The sequence below is a fragment of the Streptomyces sp. NPDC005803 genome, assembly GCF_040630435.1.
In the GTDB taxonomy this organism is placed as follows: domain Bacteria; phylum Actinomycetota; class Actinomycetes; order Streptomycetales; family Streptomycetaceae; genus Streptomyces.
In genome coordinates this window covers 134,442-150,753 of sequence record NZ_JBEXXO010000010.1, presented here as the reverse complement: position 1 = coordinate 150,753, position 16,312 = coordinate 134,442, and the positions used below count along the sequence as shown (strand labels likewise).

The following is a 16,312-nucleotide window of genomic DNA, read 5'->3' as shown; positions in this document are numbered from 1 at the left end:
GTCCCGCTGCGCCGGCGGAAGGGGGTGAGCGTGGAGGGGGGTCTGGACACGTGTGCTCCTGGCTGGGTCGTGACGCCCGGCGCGCAGCGGCGAGCCCTGAGGGCCCGGCCCGGTGGCACCCGGCGCTCCTTGTGGAGGGGGGATGCACGGTGCTGGTGGTGCGGTCCCTTCCGGGCCGGGCCGCGGGGACATGGGATGCCCGGCCCGGGAGGGGATCAGGGGCCTCGGCGCCCGGTGGCGTGAGGCAGGTGGCGGCTCAGGGGTAGGAGACCACCGTGGACGGGACGGTGGAGGTGCCGGCGGGCACCGTCGAGGCTCCGGTGTCGTTGATGACGTGCTCGTAGTGGCCGTTGCCGCCCAGCGACACGACCAGGAGGCTGTGGAACTTCACACCCGGCTTCACCGGCGCTTCGAAGCCGTGGTCCTGACGGATCGTCGGGTCGACGTCGTAGTTGCAGTAGCTGCCCAGACCCCACGCCTCGTGGGTGGTGACGGAGTCGTCGACCCGGTACGCGGCGTAGCCCTTGGTGGCGCCGTTCTGGACGGCGGCCTGGTCGGGTGCGTCGTACGCCTTCTCGTTCTGGTAGAAGACCGTCCGCCCGCGTTCGCCGTACCACTCGACGTCGTACTTGTTGAAGTGCTCGACGAACAGGCCGGTGGCCAGGACGTCGTCCCCGTTGACGCGGATTCCGTAGTCGGCCCGGTTCGTCTCCCAGCCGACACCTTCACCGTGGTCGGCCCGCCACACCCACGTGTGGTCGACGATCGCGTCGTCACTGTTGACGACCATGCTCGTGGTCGCCTTGCCGGGGCCCGCGCCGCCGACGCGGATGTACACGTCCTGGACGGTGGTGGGATTGGCCGCGTGATCGGCCGAGGCGCCCTGGGGGCCGACTTCTAGCAGGGTCGGAGAGTTGACGGGACCCGCGTCGATCAGGAAGCCCGCCAGCTTCACGCCGTCGACGTCCGCCACCTTCATGGCCGTCACGCCGTTGTCCGGAATGATGGTCGCCAGGCCGAGGCCGAGCACGATCGTGTTCGCCCGGTCGACGTCGATCGTCCGGTCGACGTGGTAGATGCCCGGGGTGAACAACAGGTTCAGCCCCTGGGCGAGAGCCTTGTTGATGGTGGCCGCCGTCGCGCCCGGCTTGACGACGTAGAACTCGCTCAGCGGGACCGACGCACCCTGCGGGGTGCCGTTCGCCCAGCTGGTCCCGCGGGCGTTGTCCCGCTTGGCAGGGACGAACACCTTGTACTCGCCGCCGTCCAGATAGAGGAACGGCTTCTCACGTGAGACGGGCGTGGTGTCGAGAGTGGTGTAGCGGGGCTCGGGGAAGGTGTTGGCCGGGGCCCCCTCCACACCGGAGAACGTCATGTTCCACACACCGTTGGTCCAGCCGCCGATCGTGCTGTCCCGCGTGTACCACTGCTGCTGCGAGTACGGTCCGACGGTGCCGTCGACCTTGCTGTCGGCGATGTAGCCGCCACTGGCCCAGCCGTACCCGGCGGGTGCCAGGTTGAGGTCGCCCTTGACGTGCATCCGCCGGAAGGACGCGGCTTGGGACACCGCCCAGCGGTCGGTACCGCTCACCGGCTCGACCGCGAGGTTCTCCGCCGCCCGCCAGAAGTTCTGCGTCGCGTTGCCGTTGAACCAGCCGGCGTCCACGGTCACGTCACCGTTGATCGTGGTGTCGTCGGGCTTGAGGCCCAGACCGGCGATCTGGGTGTAGAACCCGATCTGCGCGTTGAGGTGGTCGTACGTGCCGGGCTTGAGGAGGAAGGCGTGGCGGCCGGAGCCGAACTGCGCCGACTCCTGCTGGTGGAAGACCTCGTCCAGCTTGCCCTGGATGTCCGGCGTCGTGGGGTCGATGATGTGCACGTTCGGGCCGAGGTCGCCCCCGCCCGGCAGCGCCGGCCCGCCGTCGTCGCCGCCGCCGTACACCTGGAACTCCCAGAGCGAGTACCCGTACCCCGTCGCCCTCTTCACGCCCTGCATCCGCACGTACCGTGCCGTGCCGGAGACGGCGACGGTCTCGTCCCCACCGGCACCGGTCGTGGTGGAGTAGGCCGTCGTCCAGCTCGCACCGTCCGTCGACAGTTCGATCTTGTAGGACTTGGCGTAAGCCGCCTCCCACCGCAGCACCACCTTGCTGAGCGCGACGGCGCCGCCGAGGTCCACCTGCAGCCACTGCCCGTCGGACGCGGCGCTCGACCAGCGGGTCCCCAGGCTGCCGTCGACGGCGTCGGCCGCAGGCGTCCCGTCATGCTCCTGGCTGGAGGCGGTGACCGGCCTCCCCTGAGACAGGAGCGCCGGATCCGCCTGCGCCGGGGAGTACGGGACGACCGCCAGCAACGTGGCGGTCAGGCCCGTGACGAGAGCACCCGCCAGGCTGCGCCGCGCGCGGGTGCGGGGGGCCGACGAGCGTGGCGGTGGAGCGGCCGTAGGTATGCCAACTGGAGGCACGGTAAGTCTCCTTGGAACGAAAACACGGGTCTGAGAGAGCGCTCTCCCGAACCATGCCCGCCCGTCGCATCCCGGTCAATAACTCCGGCCCCACTTTTCTTCCGACTTGACTTAACTCCACGGCTAAGTGCGCGTCACCTGGACCAGGGCTCCGACGACGCGCCGGGGCGGGGCGCCGGTCGCGGATCGCGGCGCCGCACGGCCCGGACCGGACCGGCACGTACCACCGCCGAGGCGGGGAACCACGCCGACCGGCACCCGGACCGTCTCATGCCCTCAGCCGCTCCCGCGGGGCCCGGATCACCGCTTTCCGGCCAACCCTCGCCGCATCAGCCGCGGCGGCCCGAGCGCATCTTGAGGACCAACGGGAGTACGAACCAGGCCCCGGCGAACCACGCCATGACGGTGCCGACGAGTATCTCCGCCAGAAGATCGGTGAGGACGGTGTGCAGCAGGAGAAGGAGCGTGCAGCCGATGGTCAGGGCGAGCAGGACCATGCCGCACACCATGAACCGGCCCGCGACGACCACCACTTCGTCCTTCATCCGGGACCCGGACAGGAACCGGTGCAGCGCGACGGGCGCTATGAGCGCTCCGATCGCGGAGGCGCCGAGGACGACGGTGATGACGTAGACGCGGTGGTCGAAGTCGCCCAGCCGCTCGAATCTCTGGGTGAACGCGACGCTGAGCAGGAACCCGAAGAGGATCTGGATGCCCGTCTGGGCGACCCTCGTCTCCTGCAGGATCTCGTTCCACCGGCGGTTGACCCGCTCCCTGGGATCTTCCGCCGAGATCTCCCTGGCGTCTTCCGCCGAGATCTCCCTCGGGCTCACCCCGTTCTCACCGGCCGTCCGGGACGTCGTCCCCCGGCTCACACCTTCCGCGTCGGACACGGCCGCGCCGGGCTCGACAAACCTGCCGCTCTCCGTGTCCGAGGGCGCGGGGTCCAATGGCTTCATGACGTCTCCTCCCATGGGGCCTCATGTGCCCTTGTTGAACACGCTTACGCCCGGCGCCCGCACGGCGCGGGGCACACCTGAGGCCCGATCGGCTCAGGCACGGCGCGCCTCGGCCGGGCAGGCGGCCGTCCGTGCAGGATGCGGGGGGACGGCGTCCTCGGGACGGACCGCGCACCCCCAACCTCGTGGAGAGGCCCGGCCCATGCACCCCTTCGACGATCCGCTGTTCCCCTCCCCCGCCGCGCGCGGAGGGGTACGCGTCCACGACGACGCGCTCGGCTTCGCACGGACCGCGGCGTGACCGCCGCTCCGCGCGGGGGCGCGCCGGACGGGGGGCGCTACGGCGAATCCGTCTTCCGTCCCGGACAGTCCGGCGAGGGCGAGCGCATCGACTACGGGGCCCTCGCCTACGACGACTTCAGCCTGGCCCGCCTGCGGTCACTCGGGGCCGGGCCGGGGTGGCGCTGTCTCGACGTGGGCGCCGGCACGGGGACGGTCTCCCGTCGGCTGCTGGGTGAGGCCGGGGTGGAGAGCGTGCTCGCCGTCGACCGCGACGTACGGTTCCTCCGCGACCGGCCGGTGCCAGGGCTCGAACTGCTGGAGGCCGACATCTCCACCCCCGGCTTCGCCCCCGGCGGGTTCCACCTCGTCCACGCGCGCTTCGTCCTGATGCACCTGGCCGGGCACGAGAGCCTGATCACCGCCCTGGCCGAACTCGTCGCTCCGGGAGGCGTGCTGGTCCTCAGTGACGCGGTGGACCTGACGAGTGGCCGTACGCCCAGCACGCCGTACACCACCGCCATGGAGGCGATGTGGCAGGGGCTGCGGGCCTCGATCGGCACCGATGTCTCCTGGGTGCCGTCGTACCCGCACCTGCTGCGCGCGGCAGGGCTCGAACCCGTCGCCGCGGAAATGCACGTGCCTCCGCTCCAGCCGGGCAGTCCCATCAGTCGCTTCTGGGCGGACACCTGGGAACGCAGCAGGCCGGCGATGCTCGCGACCGGCCGGGTGGACGACGCGGCCATCGACGCGGCCGTCCGGTATCTGGACTCCGACACGTGCTCCTCGTTGTCGGCCGGCATGCTCACCGCCTGGGGGTGGAAGCCGGAGCAGGGTGTGGTCGCCTCCTGACCGACGTGTCCACGGGCTACGGACCCCGCACACCTTTCCGATCCGGGGTCACACCCTGCCCGGGCCGGGTCACACCCTGCCCGATCCGGGGTCACACCCTGCCTGATCCGGCGTCACACCCTGCCGCCCCACTCGGAGAACCTGACGCTCGCCGGCCGTGCCGGCGGTCAGCACCTGTTCCGGCGCGTGAGGTCCGCGTTCCGCAAGGTGGCGAACCCGCACCAGGCGGCATAGGGAACCAGCGCCGGAGCGGCCGTTCGGTCAGCCTTGGCCGCGCGGGCGATGAGCTCGGCGTTGCTCACGTCGAGCAGGGCAATCCCCACCAGCCCGGCCTTCGTGCTGCGCAGACGGAAGAACAGGACGTGAGGCCGTCGGATCCGCGTGCGCTCCAGCCCCGCCGGTGGGCGATCCGCCCTGGTCGGGGCGGACGCGGGCCTCCGCCTAGCATGTGGGCATGTTGGCCTACCTCCCGGCGTTCCTGATCTTCCTCGCCTTCTGTGTCGGCACGCTCCGCGAGCGCCGGCGTTTCAGCAACGCCGTCCTCCTGGGGCTGTCGTGCACGTTCGCCGTGGCCGCCTGGCTCACAGAACTCGCCCGGTCACAGCCGGCCACGGGGAGGGAGATCGGCGTGGTGCTGTTCCTTCTCGTGGCGGTGGGCATCGTCACCCTGTCCTGGTTCCTGATCTCCAACGGCGTGACGATGGTGCGCAAGGAGGGCAGAAGCCCGGCCAACCTCCTGTCCCTGCTGGCAGGGCTCGCTCTGATGGCCCTTCTCGCACTGATGACCACCGCGTTGATCCTGGAGAACGACACCCTGGTGGTGGTCACGGGAACGGTCCTGGCCTTGGCCGGTTACCTCGCCTTCCTGTTCGTCTGCTTCATCGTCTACGCGTTCCTCTACGGACGACTCCACATCCACCGCAAGGCCGACTACGTGGTGGTCCTCGGTGCCGGCCTCATCAACGGCTCCACGGTGTCGCCGCTGCTGGCCGGCCGTCTTGAGCGGGCCCGAGCCGTGCACACGAGGCTGACGGCGCGCGGCAGGCAGCCCGTCCTGCTCGCCTCCGGCGGCCAGGGCCCGGACGAAGCGCTGCCGGAGTCGCACGCGATGGCCGACTACCTGGTCGAGCGCGGGTTCCCGGCCGCCCTGATCGAACGTGAGGACCGCTCGACGACGACGGAGGAGAACCTGAGGTTCAGCAAATCGATCATGGAGAAGGCGAAGCCCGACTACCGGTGCGTCGTCGTCACGAACAACTACCACGTCTTCCGCGCCGCGGTGACCGCCCGCCGGACGGGAGTGAGGGGCCAGGTGGTCGGGTCGCCCACTGCCGCCTACTTCTGGCCCAGTGCGATGATCCGCGAGTTCGTCGCGATCTTCGTGACGTACTGGCGCACCAACCTCGCCATCTGCCTGCTGCTCGTCCTGGGCGGGGTGTGCATCTGGCTGCTGGGCTGAGGGCTGACCCGGGTTCGACGAGCGCCTCGCCGCCGGCGCCCCGGCCCCTGCCTTCCGTCCCTCCCACGGAGGGCTCCCGCGTGTCTCCGTACGGGCATCTCCTGCCGCCCTCCCGCCTCCGGCCCTGCCCCCGGTCACCGCGATGCGCTCCTGGCGCCTTCGACCGAGTCCGTGCAGCCCACCAAGCCGGCCATGCCCAAGACCATGCTCCCGCGCACGGGCATCAGCGCTCCGGACGTGTCCCGGCTTCCCGCGCCGAACGGGCACCCAGCCGAACCGGGCATGTCTGACCGGCTGATTCGGGGGCAGACGGGCGTTCACCGGGTGGCCGATGCCCCGACCGCCCTCCTCCGTGCGGTGCCGAACACAGGAGTCCCCATGCCCACCGCTCTGCCGGACAGACCCGCGCTCCGGCCCACCGAGCCCCGACTCGTCGCCCGGCCCGGCCGGTCACCCGCCCTCACCAGTGGGAGCGCCCGGGCCGCAGCCCAGATCAGCGTGCTCACCGTCTGCCAGGCCGCCCTGCTGGTGGGCTTCGGGCTCCTGATCACCGGCCCCGCCCGCGGGACATGGCCCCTGAGCGCCGAGGACCAGCTCGACGAGAGGTTCGAGGACCTGCGGACCCAGGCCCTCACCCGCGCGTCGCTCATCGCGTCGGAGGCCGGGGACACCGCCACCATCATCGCCGTCACCGTGGTGGTGTGCGCGGGCCTGCTTCTGGTACCCCGGCTGCCGAGGTGGCGGGAGGCGGTCTTCCTCTCCGTCGCCGTCTCGCTCCAGGCACTGGTGTTCCTGGTCATCAGCACGTCCGTGGACCGCGACCGGCCCGAGGTCGACCGGCTGGACGCCTCGCCGCCGACGACGAGTTACACCTCCGGCCACACGGGCGCCGCCACCGCCCTCTACGCGGGACTCGCCGTTCTGGTGCTCTCCCGGGTCCGGGGCCCGTGGCGCAAGGCGCTCGGAGGCCTGCTGCTGCTCCTGCCGCTGCTGGTGGGGGTCGCGCGCCTCTACCGGGGGATGCACCACCCCACCGACGTCCTCGGCGGGCTGGTGAACGGCGGGCTGTCGCTGCTGATCGTCGGCCGCACCCTCCTGACCGAGGACGCCAGCCCCACTCCCCCGCCGGCGAACGCGATGGAGGTCGCGCTGCGGACCGCCGAGGAACGAGCGGAGCAGGTCGCGGGCCGCACCGTCGTCGTCGTCAATCCGACGGTGACCGACGAAGCGGCACGCGAGACCTTGCGGCTCGTCCTGGAGCAGCACGGTCATCACGAGGCCGAGTTCGTCTTCACGACCGCGGAGGACCCGGGCGGCGGCCAGGCGGCCGACGCGGTCCGCGGTGGCGCGTCGCTCGTGGTGGTCTGCGGCGGCGACGGAACCGTGCGGGCGGCGGCGGACGCGCTGGCCGGCACGGGCGTCCCCCTGGCCGTGGTGCCGTGCGGCACCGGCAACCTGCTGGCGCGGAATCTGGGACTGCCGCTGACACCCGCGGACGCGCTGGGCGCCGCGCTCTCCGGCCGCGTTCGCCGGATCGACCTCGGGCGGATCGAGGGCGACCGGTTCCCGGCCACGCACTTCACCGCGATGTCGGGCGCCGGACTGGACGCCGCGATGCTGGAGAACACCGGATCGCAGGCGAAGGCGGCGTTCGGCTGGCCCGCCTACGTGGTGGCCGGCGTCAGGAGCCTGCGGGCGCCCCGCATCACCGTGGCGATCCGCCTGGACGACGGACCGGTGCTGCACCGGACGGCCCGGATGCTGCTCCTCGCCAACATCGGCAGTGTGCAGGGCGGGGCGGCGCTCGTACCGGCGGCCGAACCGGACGACGGGCTGCTCGACCTGGCCGTGTTCGACCCGCACGGCCCCAGCGGCTGGCTGCGCACCGCCGGGATACTGCTGCGCGGCCGCTCGAAGCCGCCCCGCCCGGCTGCGCGGGGCACCTTCCCGCTCACCGGCGACGAGGCCACCGGTACGGACACCGGCACCCCGGTGGAGTACTTCACGTTCCGCCGTGCCGAACTCCGCTTCAGCACGGTGCAGTCACGCGAGGTGGACGGGGACCCGGTCCGTCCGGGCCGGCTCCTCGTCGCCGAGGTCAGGCCCGGGGCTCTGTCCGTGCTGCTGCCGTCAGGGGGCAAGTAGATGGGCACCGCGACCCGGGTTCCGGTGACCCGCGACATGGGGGGCGACGAACTCTCCGCCGATGAGGCCCTGGCAGCGCTGCGCCGCTACGGCCGCTGGCCGCTGGTCCGCGACTCCTTCGTGCGTTTCCGGTACGCCGACGGGTTCAGCCACTCCCGCGCGCTCGCACTCCAGACCGTTCTCGCCGTGATCCCGCTCGTCATCGCCTTCGTCGGGCTGTCCGCCTCGCTGCACACGGAGAACGTCGGGAGGCTGGCGGAACTGACGATCCACCGCCTCGCCGCCGGTCCGAGCGCCGAGGTGGTGGACGACGCACTCGCCCGGAGCCGGCAGCGCGCCGGGGAGGGGTCCCAGCTGACCCTCTGGTTCGGGCTGGCCTTCTCCATGGTCAACGTCACGACGGCGATGTGCCAGATCGAGCGCGGCGCCAACCGGATCTACGGGGTGGAACGCGACCGCCCCTTCCACCAGAAGTACCTCCGGGGCCTTCTCATGGCGCTGGCCTCCGGCATCCCCCTGGGGATCGGTTTCATCCTGATGGTGGTCGGCGGCGACCTCGCCGCCGCCGCCGTGACGGTCTACGGTCTCGGGGACGGGGCGAGCCACGCCTGGGATCTGCTGCGCTGGCCCTGCGGGCTGCTGCTCGCGCTCATCTCCGCCAGCGCGATATTCCGGCGCTCCCCGCGCCGCAGTCAACCGGGTTACACCTGGCTGGCGTTCGGCGCGGCCCTCTACCTCGTGCTGTGGACGGCACTCACCTGGCTGCTCAGTCTCTACCTCTCGGTCAGCGGGTCCTTCGACACGGTCTACGGCCCGCTGAGCGCCTTCATGTCGCTGCTGCTCTGGGCCTATCTGACCTCGATCGCCCTCTTCCTCGGGCTGTCGTTCGCCGCGCAACTGGAGGCCGCCCGCGCCTTGCGGCCAGGTCCCGTACACCCTGATCCGGGAGCATGAATTGGTGGTACGAGCCACCGCCCAGCGGCTCCGTGAGCGCCGCGCCCGGGCGGCCGACCGCAGATTCGGGGTGCGCCTGCTCGGCGCCGCCGCCGTCACCGCGCTCTCCGCGGTGCCCTTCGCCCTGGTGCTGGTCCTCGTCGAGGGCAGGTGGCGTCCGCTGCGCACCGTGGACGAGGGTGCGGCGCGGCGGCTGCACGCCACGGCGCTCGAACACCCTGCGTGGACGAGCACCCTCCGCTTCCTTTCCGACTGGGTCTGGGATCCGGCGACGATGCGCTGCGCGGTCGCGCTCCTGACCCTCTGGCTGCTCCACCGCCGCGCCTGGCGGCTGGCCGCCTGGTCCGCTGTGACGGCGGTGGCCGGCGGGCTGACGGGGCTGCTGGTCAAAACGGTGGTCGAGCGCGTCAGGCCCTCGCTCGCCGATCCGGTGGCCCACGCGCCGGGCTTCTCCTTCCCCTCGGGGCACGCGATGACGGCGACCACGTCCCTCGCCGTGCTGCTGCTCGCCCTGCTGCCGCTGGTGCCCCGCGGCGGGCGGCCCCTGTGCTGGTGCGTGGCGGCGCTGTCGGTAGTGGGCGTGGGCTTCACCCGTGTCGCGCTCGGCGTCCACTGGTTCAGTGACGTGGTCGGCGGCTGGTTCCTCGGCCTCGCCGTGGTGGCGTCGACCGCCTGGGCCTTCGAGGTCTGGCGCACCGACTCCGGCCGTCGCCACAGCCAGATGACGGAGGGGCTGGAACCCGAACTGACCGAGGCCGCCCCGGAGGGGTGAGGCGGCCCGCCCACCGCGTGGAGCGGGTGACGCGTGCGCGCGGACGAGTGCACTCCCGGCGCGGCCTGCTCCTTGACGACCGTCGACCGCCCGCGGCGTGTGACGGCTGCTTCCAGGGGCACACGTGGATCCATGGCTGTCCTGAGAAGAATCACCCGCCCCCTGTTGGCCACCCCGTTCGTCGTCGAGGGAGTGCGTGCGCTGCGCAGCCCTCGCCGCTTCGCCACCGGAACCGAGTCATGGGCACGGCGCCTCGGGGCCCCGGCCGACGTTCCCCAGCGCGTGGTCAAGATCGACGCCGCCGTGCAGATCGGCGCGGGCGGACTGCTCGCGCTGGGGCGGTTCCCTCGTACCGCCTCACTGGTCCTGGCCGCGAGCCTCGTGCCGGCGACCCTCGCCGAGCACGCGTGGTGGAAGGAGGAGGACCCGGAGCTGCGCAAGGACCACCTGCTCCATGTCGCCGAGCGCGTGGGCCTGTTCGGCGCGCTGCTGCTGTCCGCCGCCGACACCCACGGCAAGCCGTCGGCGGCCTACCGTGCCCGCACCGCGACGACGAGAGGACGGAAGAAGGCCCGCCGTGCGGCGGCGAGGGCGGGCGGACAGGTGCACGCGGCGATCGGCACGGTCGGCTCCGACGCTTCGGCGGCCGCGAGCGGGACGGGCCGGGCCGTGCACTCCGCCGCCGGTTCCGCGCGGGCGAAGCTGCCGCACCCGTAGCCCGCGGTGCGGCCTCCCCTGCCCGGGATGTGACGCGTGCACTGATCTCCGGGTCATGCGTCTGATCAGCGCGTACCCGGGCAAGAGATGCCTGCCCGGGGGTACGTCGCCCAGCGCCACCGTCCCCGGGGCGACCCGAGCGGGTCCGTGAACCACAACGACGCCGTCGAAAGGCCACCACTGATGTCTCCTGCGACCGAGCAATGGGAAGACGTGCTCAGCACCCGTTTCGCCCTCGGCGGGCGGAACGGCGCCGTGCGGGCGGTGGCGGCCTTCTCGGCCGAAGCAGGGTTCTTCGCCGTTGCCGGCCGCGAGGGCGAGGACGGCCGGCAGTACTTCGGCGGCGTCGCCGGGCAGGGAGACCGGCATTCGGCATCCGACGCGGCCGATGCTCCGGACCAGGCTGAGATGGCGGCACTGTGGACGGCCGGCCAGGAGACCGGCCGCCCGCGGACGCTCCGGCTCGCGGGGGCGGTGTGGCACCGGGAGAGCCTGGACCGGATCACGGACGCGGTGACGGGGACCGAGCTCGACCTGGCGCTCCTGCGCGACAAGAACCGCAGCATGTGGGTGGTGCGTACCTGCCAGGGCATCTGCGTCTTCGTGCTCGTCGACGGGGACGACGAGGGGCACGCGGCCGAAGCGCGCTCCCTCGCCCTCGACTTCGACTCATTCCTGGTCGGCCAGGGTTACTGATCCACCGGCCGGAGGTCCGCAGGACGGGCCGCCCACCCGCCGTGGTGAGCCAGTACCGCCGCTCCTCCTCGCTCCGGGTGCCGTAGCCGACGACACGGAGCCGACAGCGGATAGGCGTACCGACCTGTGGCGGCGGGGGGCTCGGAATGGCGCCCCGCCTCCGTGATGAAGCTCCGTCCCCTTCCCGCACCGGCCCCGGCACGCGTCCATGCGGGCGTCCGGCGACGTGGGGGGCACAGACTCCCTCCACCCGGGCCATCGGCGTGCTGCGCGTCGAGCTCGAACCATCGATCAGGCACGACTGGCGGGATACCCACGGGGCCTCTGCCGGATTGACCGGGTTCCCGAGAGCCAGTTTCACCGGCCGGCAGCTCGCGCTGGACGTGCTCGGTGGCCTGGGAAACGGACCGGACATGACCAAGGTGCGGTACGAACTGGACGTGACGAAGGTGGAGACGTTCTACTGACCGCCTGGTCGCCCACCGTCACGGCCACGCCGGCGGCAGCACGGGCCGGTCGATCGTGGCTGCCCCCGGATCTCGGTCCGCTGAGCGACGGCTGATCCGATGGAGGGCTGTACCGCATCCGTCGGCGCTTGAAGCGGTTCCCGAGTCTGTGGCGGCACGAAGCGATGCGGAGCTGGATGTGGTGATGCGGTTCGAGGTGCTGGGCCCTTTGCGCGCCTGGGACGGGGACAGGGAACTTGACCTCGGATTTCCTCAGCAGCGTGCCCTGCTGAGCCTGCTGCTGGCTCAAGCGGGACGGCCCGTGGGCACGAGCGCGATCGTCGACGCGCTCTGGGGAGAGGACCCGCCGGACAGCGCGGTCAACGTGGTGCGCCGCTACATCGGTGGGCTACGGCGCCTGTTGGAGCCCGGACTTGCGCCCCGGGCGCCCGGACGGCGACTGACCCGTCGTGCGGGTGGCTACGTGCTCCAGGTGGAGCGGCTGGAATTCGACCTGCTGGAGTTCCGGGGTCTCACCGAAGGCGGCACACGCGCTGTGGCCACGGGGAGGACCGCGGAGGCGGTGAGTCACTTCATGGAGGCGCTGCGGCTGTGGCGGGGAGAGGTGGCCATGGGGATTCCCGCCTCGGTGCGGGCGCACGCCGTGTTCAGCTCCATCGAGCGCGAACTCGTGCACACGGCGCGGTTGGCCGCTGACGCGGCACTGCTGTGCGAGCGGGCGGACGAGGTCCTGCCCTGGCTGCGCCGGGCCGTTGCCCTGGATCCGTTGAACGAGCCGTTGCACGCCAGACTCGTCGCGACGCTGGCGGCCGCCGGTTTCCAGGCGGAGGCGCTGGTGGCCTTCGGGGAGATCAGGCACCGCCTGCTCGAGGAACTGGGGATCTCCCCGGGCCCCGAGCTGAGCAGCGCCCACATGCGGGTTCTCCGTCAGCAAGCACCATCCGGTGAGGAGCCCGGGTCGCAGCCGTCACAGGCGCCGAGTGGGCCGGCGGAAGCCCTCGTGCGTCCGGCGCAGCTGCCCGCCGATCTGGGAGCCTTCGCGGGCAGGCGGGCAGAGCTCAGCCGCCTGGGGGAGATCACCCACACGGTGTCGGCCGGGCCGGGGGCGCCCGTCGCGGTCCTGATCAGCGGCATGGCCGGTGTCGGGAAGACCACACTGGCCGTGAAATGGGCCGGCCGGGTCGCGGACCAGTTCCCTGACGGCCAGTTCTACGTGGACCTGCGGGGCTTCGATCCTGCCGGAAGCCCGATGACGCCCATGGAAGCGCTGCGTCACATGCTGGAGGGGCTGGGTGTGCCGCCGGAGCGCATACCGAGGGGCATCGACGCACGAGCGGGCCTGTTCCGCAGCCTGCTGAACGGTCAGCGGGTTCTCGTTGTCCTGGACAACGCTTGGGAGACCGATCAGGTCCGCCCCCTCCTGGCCTCGTCGGCGGGTTGTCTCACGCTCATCACCAGCCGGAAGGCACTTCCCGGGCTGACCACGGCCGGGGTCCTTCCGCTGCCGTTGGATCTGCCCTCCGTCGCTGACGCTCACGCGTCACTGGTGCTGCGTGCCGGCGCTGAGCGGCTGGCCGCCGACCCGCAGGCCGCCGACGAGATCATCGCGCAGTGCGGACGCCTGCCGCTGGCCCTGGCCATCGTGGCGGCCCGGGCGCAGAGGCATCAGCATTTCCCGCTGGCGGCCATCGCTGAAGAACTGCGGGACACGCACAGCAGCCTGGACGCGCTTTCCAGCAGCGATCCCACGACCGATGCCCGTGCGGCCTTCACCTGCTCCTATCAGCTCTTGCCGCCCGACGGCGCCCGGTTGTTCCGGCTCCTGTCCCTGCACCCCGGTCCCAGCATCGAGGCAGGGGCCGCCGCCGCTCTGACCGCCCTCCCCGTCGGCAGGGCCCGCCTGCTGCTCGCCGAACTCGCCGACGCGCATCTCCTCAATGAGGTCATGCCAGGCCGCTACGCCCTGCACCATCTGCTGCGTACCTTCGGCGTCGAAATGACCGCCGCACACGATACTCCGGCCGAACACCAGGACGCACGGTTCCGGATGCTCGATCACTATCTCCATACCGCCTATGCCGCGGACCAGGTACTCGGGTCGCGAACGAACTACCTCGACCTGCCTCCGGCGCGCGCTGAATCCGTTGCGGGGCATTTCTCCGACCACACCACAGCCCTGGCTTGGTTCACCGCCGAGCGCGACACACTGCCAGCGGTGATCGCCTATGCCCGGGAGGCGGGTTTCTTCACCCAGGCCTGGCAACTTCCCTGCTGTTTGCAGGAGTTTCTGTACAGTCAAGGGCGCTGGGAGCTTCTGGTAGCAATTCAGCGCACCGCCGTCGAGGCCGCACGCCTGGACGGCAGCCTGCGCGGGCAGATCACCACGCTTCGCAAACTGGCCCGCGCCCTGTCCGACCTGAAACAGTTCGACGAATCCCGTGAGTATCTCGACCTGGCCTTCATCGCCACCCGGGAGCTGGATGATCCGGCCGAGCAGGCGTTCACCCATGGAACGATGAGCTCCGCTCTGCTGGAACAGGGAAGCTACGACGACGCACTCAGTCACTCCGAGGCGGCGACACAGCTGTTCCGGCAGGCCGGCCTCCCTTATCCGGAAGCACTTGAACTCAGTAACACTGCCTGGATCCACGCTTGCCTCAAGAACTATGCGGAGGCAATCATGTGGTCCCGACGCGCTATCGAGTTGACACAGGAGATCGGTCAACCCATACCGGAAGCCGGCGCTTGGGACACGATGGCATTGGCACACCTGGAACTGGGCGATGCTCATCAAGCCATCAGCTGCTGCCATCGGGCGCTGCAGGCGCTTCCCCCGGGGGAACGATTCCGCCAGGCAATCGTCTGGGAGCGCCTGGGCGATGCGTACGAGGGCGCCGGCGATCTTCCCGCCGCCCGCTCCGCGTGGCAGCAGTCGGCAACCTTGCATGAACAGCTCGAACGCCCGGAGGCGGCGGATCGCCTCAAGGCCAAGCTGGACGGATCCACGAAGAGTGGACCGGACGACTTGGCGTAGGCACCCACAAGCAGGCCTCCACCGATGCGTAAAGAGCCTCCCGACCTTGCGGCCAGGGGGCCGCCCGGACCACTCGTCCTCATGTCCGGCCCAGGCCGCTACCCGCGCCGATTCCAGCGAGAGAGGGGGAGGCTCCGCTCGGTTCCCGCGAGAGAGGGGAAGGATCCGCTCGGTTCCTGCGTATCCGCAGGGAGAGATGTCGGCGCACCAGAAAGCTACATGCGTGCACTCCTGGACCATGTCTCCTCGGCTTTGCGGCCTAGCGTGTGCGCGGCAACTCCCGCGCCCCGCCAGGGCTGACCGATCGCCGGAGTTGCCGCCCCCCACGCAACGAGGAGCACATCAGATGTCCGACGTCGCCGGCTGTACCGTCGCTCCGGTTCTCGAGGCCGTGGCAGCCCTGTTCGCCAGGGCGACGGCGAACTCACCGTTCCTCTTCGAACTTCCGCCCTCTGAAGGGCGCTTGGCGATCGAGGAGGCTCAGTCGGGTGATGACGTCCGCAAGCTTCCGGTGGACGAGGAGTGGGTCACTGTGACCGGCGGCCCCACCGGGGGCGTCCGAGCGCGGATCGTTCGTCCCGCCGGCGCGGAGGGTGCGCTGCCGGTCATCCTCTACCTCCACGGCACCGGCTGGGTGTTCGGCAGCGCCCACACCCACGACCGCCTGGTCCGCGAACTCGCCGTCGGCGCGGACGCCGCCGTGGTCTTCCCCGAGTACGACCTCTCGCCGGAGGCCCGCTACCCGGTCGCCATCGAGCAGAACTACGCGGTCGCCGAGTGGATCGTCGAGCAGGGCGCGGCCAGGGGCCTCGACGCCACGCGCCTGGCAGTGGCCGGTGACTCGGTCGGCGGCAACATGACCGCCGCCCTGACCCTGATGGCGAAGGAGCGCGGCGACGTCCCCCTGGTCCAGCAGGTGCTGTTCTACCCGGTCACCGACGCGCATTTCGACACCGGCTCCTACCACCAGTTCGCCGAGGGCTACTTCCTGCGCCGCGACGGCATGCAGTGGTTCTGGGACCAGTACACGACCGACGAGGCCGAGCGCGCCCAGATCACCGCCTCCCCGCTGCGCGCCACCAGCGAGCAGCTCACCGGCCTGCCTCCGGCGCTGGTCATCACCGGCGAGGCCGACGTCCTGCGCGACGAGGGCGAGGCCTACGCCAACAAGCTCCGCGAGGCCGGCGTCCCCGTCACGGCGGTGCGCTTCCAGGGGATCATCCACGACTTCGTGATGCTCAACGCCTTACGCCCCAGCCACGCCGCCCAGGCCGCCATCACCCTCGCCACCGGAATCCTGCGCGCCGCCCTGCACACCCCGTGACCCGCCTGCTCCGTCACCGCGACCAGCTCCGGGCCGGAGGTGCAGGCTCCACCGTCGATGCATGATGCCGACCTGCCCCGTGGGTCAGCTCCGGGCCGGCCCAGGATGGTGGTGAGGTGCGCTGCCGCCGGCGGACGCCGGCAAGTTCTCCGGTTCGCGCAGCCGGGCCGCGGGTTCCCGTGCTCCTGGA

General features: G+C 71.2%; 13 protein-coding genes. 10 read left to right on the top strand and 3 right to left on the bottom strand.

Annotated elements, in window-relative coordinates; translation table 11 throughout:
- Positions 1-256: 256 nt before the first annotated feature.
- Together ABZ454_RS16580 and ABZ454_RS16575 are read right to left on the bottom strand one after the other, a co-directional pair.
- Positions 257-2,389 (bottom strand): discoidin domain-containing protein, encoded by a 2,133-nt coding sequence (locus ABZ454_RS16580; protein ID WP_359538739.1) that lies wholly within the window; start codon positions 2,387-2,389, stop codon positions 257-259.
- Between the two features lie 404 nt (positions 2,390-2,793).
- Positions 2,794-3,423, bottom strand: a complete 630-nt coding sequence (locus ABZ454_RS16575) for a DUF6328 family protein (RefSeq protein ID WP_359538574.1) — start codon at positions 3,421-3,423, stop codon at positions 2,794-2,796.
- A gap of 297 nt (positions 3,424-3,720) precedes the next feature.
- Between ABZ454_RS16575 and ABZ454_RS16570 the strand changes: the two genes are divergently transcribed.
- Positions 3,721-4,554, top strand: coding sequence for a class I SAM-dependent methyltransferase (locus ABZ454_RS16570; protein ID WP_359538572.1), 834 nt, complete (start codon positions 3,721-3,723; stop codon positions 4,552-4,554).
- Between the two features lie 167 nt (positions 4,555-4,721).
- Here ABZ454_RS16570 and ABZ454_RS16565 read toward each other — a convergent pair whose 3' ends face one another.
- A complete protein-coding gene (locus ABZ454_RS16565) occupies positions 4,722-4,913 on the bottom strand; it encodes a TspO/MBR family protein (RefSeq protein ID WP_359538737.1) in 192 nt (63 codons plus the stop codon).
- A 95-nt stretch (positions 4,914-5,008) separates the two neighbouring features.
- On the opposite strand from ABZ454_RS16565, the gene ABZ454_RS16560 reads away from it, so the two are divergent.
- From ABZ454_RS16560 to ABZ454_RS16520, 9 genes are all read left to right on the top strand, one after another.
- Complete coding sequence (locus ABZ454_RS16560; protein ID WP_359538571.1) at positions 5,009-6,013, top strand: YdcF family protein; 1,005 nt, start codon at positions 5,009-5,011, stop codon at positions 6,011-6,013.
- A gap of 378 nt (positions 6,014-6,391) precedes the next feature.
- Positions 6,392-8,158, top strand: coding sequence for a diacylglycerol kinase family protein (locus ABZ454_RS16555; protein WP_359538569.1), 1,767 nt, complete (start codon positions 6,392-6,394; stop codon positions 8,156-8,158).
- Positions 8,159-9,112, top strand: coding sequence for a YihY/virulence factor BrkB family protein (locus ABZ454_RS16550; RefSeq protein ID WP_359538567.1), 954 nt, complete (start codon positions 8,159-8,161; stop codon positions 9,110-9,112).
- A gap of 1 nt (position 9,113) precedes the next feature.
- Positions 9,114-9,884 carry a phosphatase PAP2 family protein gene (locus tag ABZ454_RS16545; RefSeq protein ID WP_359538564.1) on the top strand — a complete coding sequence of 257 codons (771 nt, stop codon included), beginning with the start codon at positions 9,114-9,116 and terminating at the stop codon, positions 9,882-9,884.
- Positions 9,885-10,016: 132 nt separating this feature from the next.
- The gene (locus ABZ454_RS16540; protein WP_359538561.1) at positions 10,017-10,601 is read left to right on the top strand and encodes a DoxX family protein; all 585 of its coding nucleotides are present in this window, start codon (positions 10,017-10,019) and stop codon (positions 10,599-10,601) included.
- A gap of 183 nt (positions 10,602-10,784) precedes the next feature.
- Positions 10,785-11,297: a hypothetical protein gene (locus tag ABZ454_RS16535; RefSeq protein ID WP_359538558.1), complete on the top strand. Its 513-nt coding sequence runs from the start codon at positions 10,785-10,787 to the stop codon at positions 11,295-11,297.
- A gap of 332 nt (positions 11,298-11,629) precedes the next feature.
- The gene (locus ABZ454_RS16530) at positions 11,630-11,764 is read left to right on the top strand and encodes a hypothetical protein (RefSeq protein WP_359538555.1); all 135 of its coding nucleotides are present in this window, start codon (positions 11,630-11,632) and stop codon (positions 11,762-11,764) included.
- A 148-nt stretch (positions 11,765-11,912) separates the two neighbouring features.
- Entirely contained in the window at positions 11,913-14,798 is a 2,886-nt protein-coding gene (locus ABZ454_RS16525) for a BTAD domain-containing putative transcriptional regulator (RefSeq protein ID WP_359538552.1), read from the top strand.
- Positions 14,799-15,144: 346 nt separating this feature from the next.
- A complete protein-coding gene (locus tag ABZ454_RS16520) occupies positions 15,145-16,122 on the top strand; it encodes an alpha/beta hydrolase (protein WP_359538549.1) in 978 nt (325 codons plus the stop codon).
- The last annotated feature ends 190 nt before the right edge of the window (positions 16,123-16,312 follow it).

Excerpts from the sequence above, each read along its gene's own strand:
- ABZ454_RS16575 (WP_359538574.1), bottom strand. The coding sequence starts at position 3,423 with ATGAAGCCATTGGACCCCGCGCCCTCGGACACGGAGAGCGGCAGGTTT.
- ABZ454_RS16560 (WP_359538571.1), top strand. The coding sequence starts at position 5,009 with ATGTTGGCCTACCTCCCGGCGTTCCTGATCTTCCTCGCCTTCTGTGTC.
- ABZ454_RS16555 (WP_359538569.1), top strand. The coding sequence starts at position 6,392 with ATGCCCACCGCTCTGCCGGACAGACCCGCGCTCCGGCCCACCGAGCCC.
- ABZ454_RS16550 (WP_359538567.1), top strand. The coding sequence starts at position 8,159 with ATGGGCACCGCGACCCGGGTTCCGGTGACCCGCGACATGGGGGGCGAC.
- ABZ454_RS16540 (WP_359538561.1), top strand. The coding sequence starts at position 10,017 with ATGGCTGTCCTGAGAAGAATCACCCGCCCCCTGTTGGCCACCCCGTTC.
- ABZ454_RS16535 (WP_359538558.1), top strand. The coding sequence starts at position 10,785 with ATGTCTCCTGCGACCGAGCAATGGGAAGACGTGCTCAGCACCCGTTTC.
- ABZ454_RS16520 (WP_359538549.1), top strand. The coding sequence starts at position 15,145 with ATGTCCGACGTCGCCGGCTGTACCGTCGCTCCGGTTCTCGAGGCCGTG.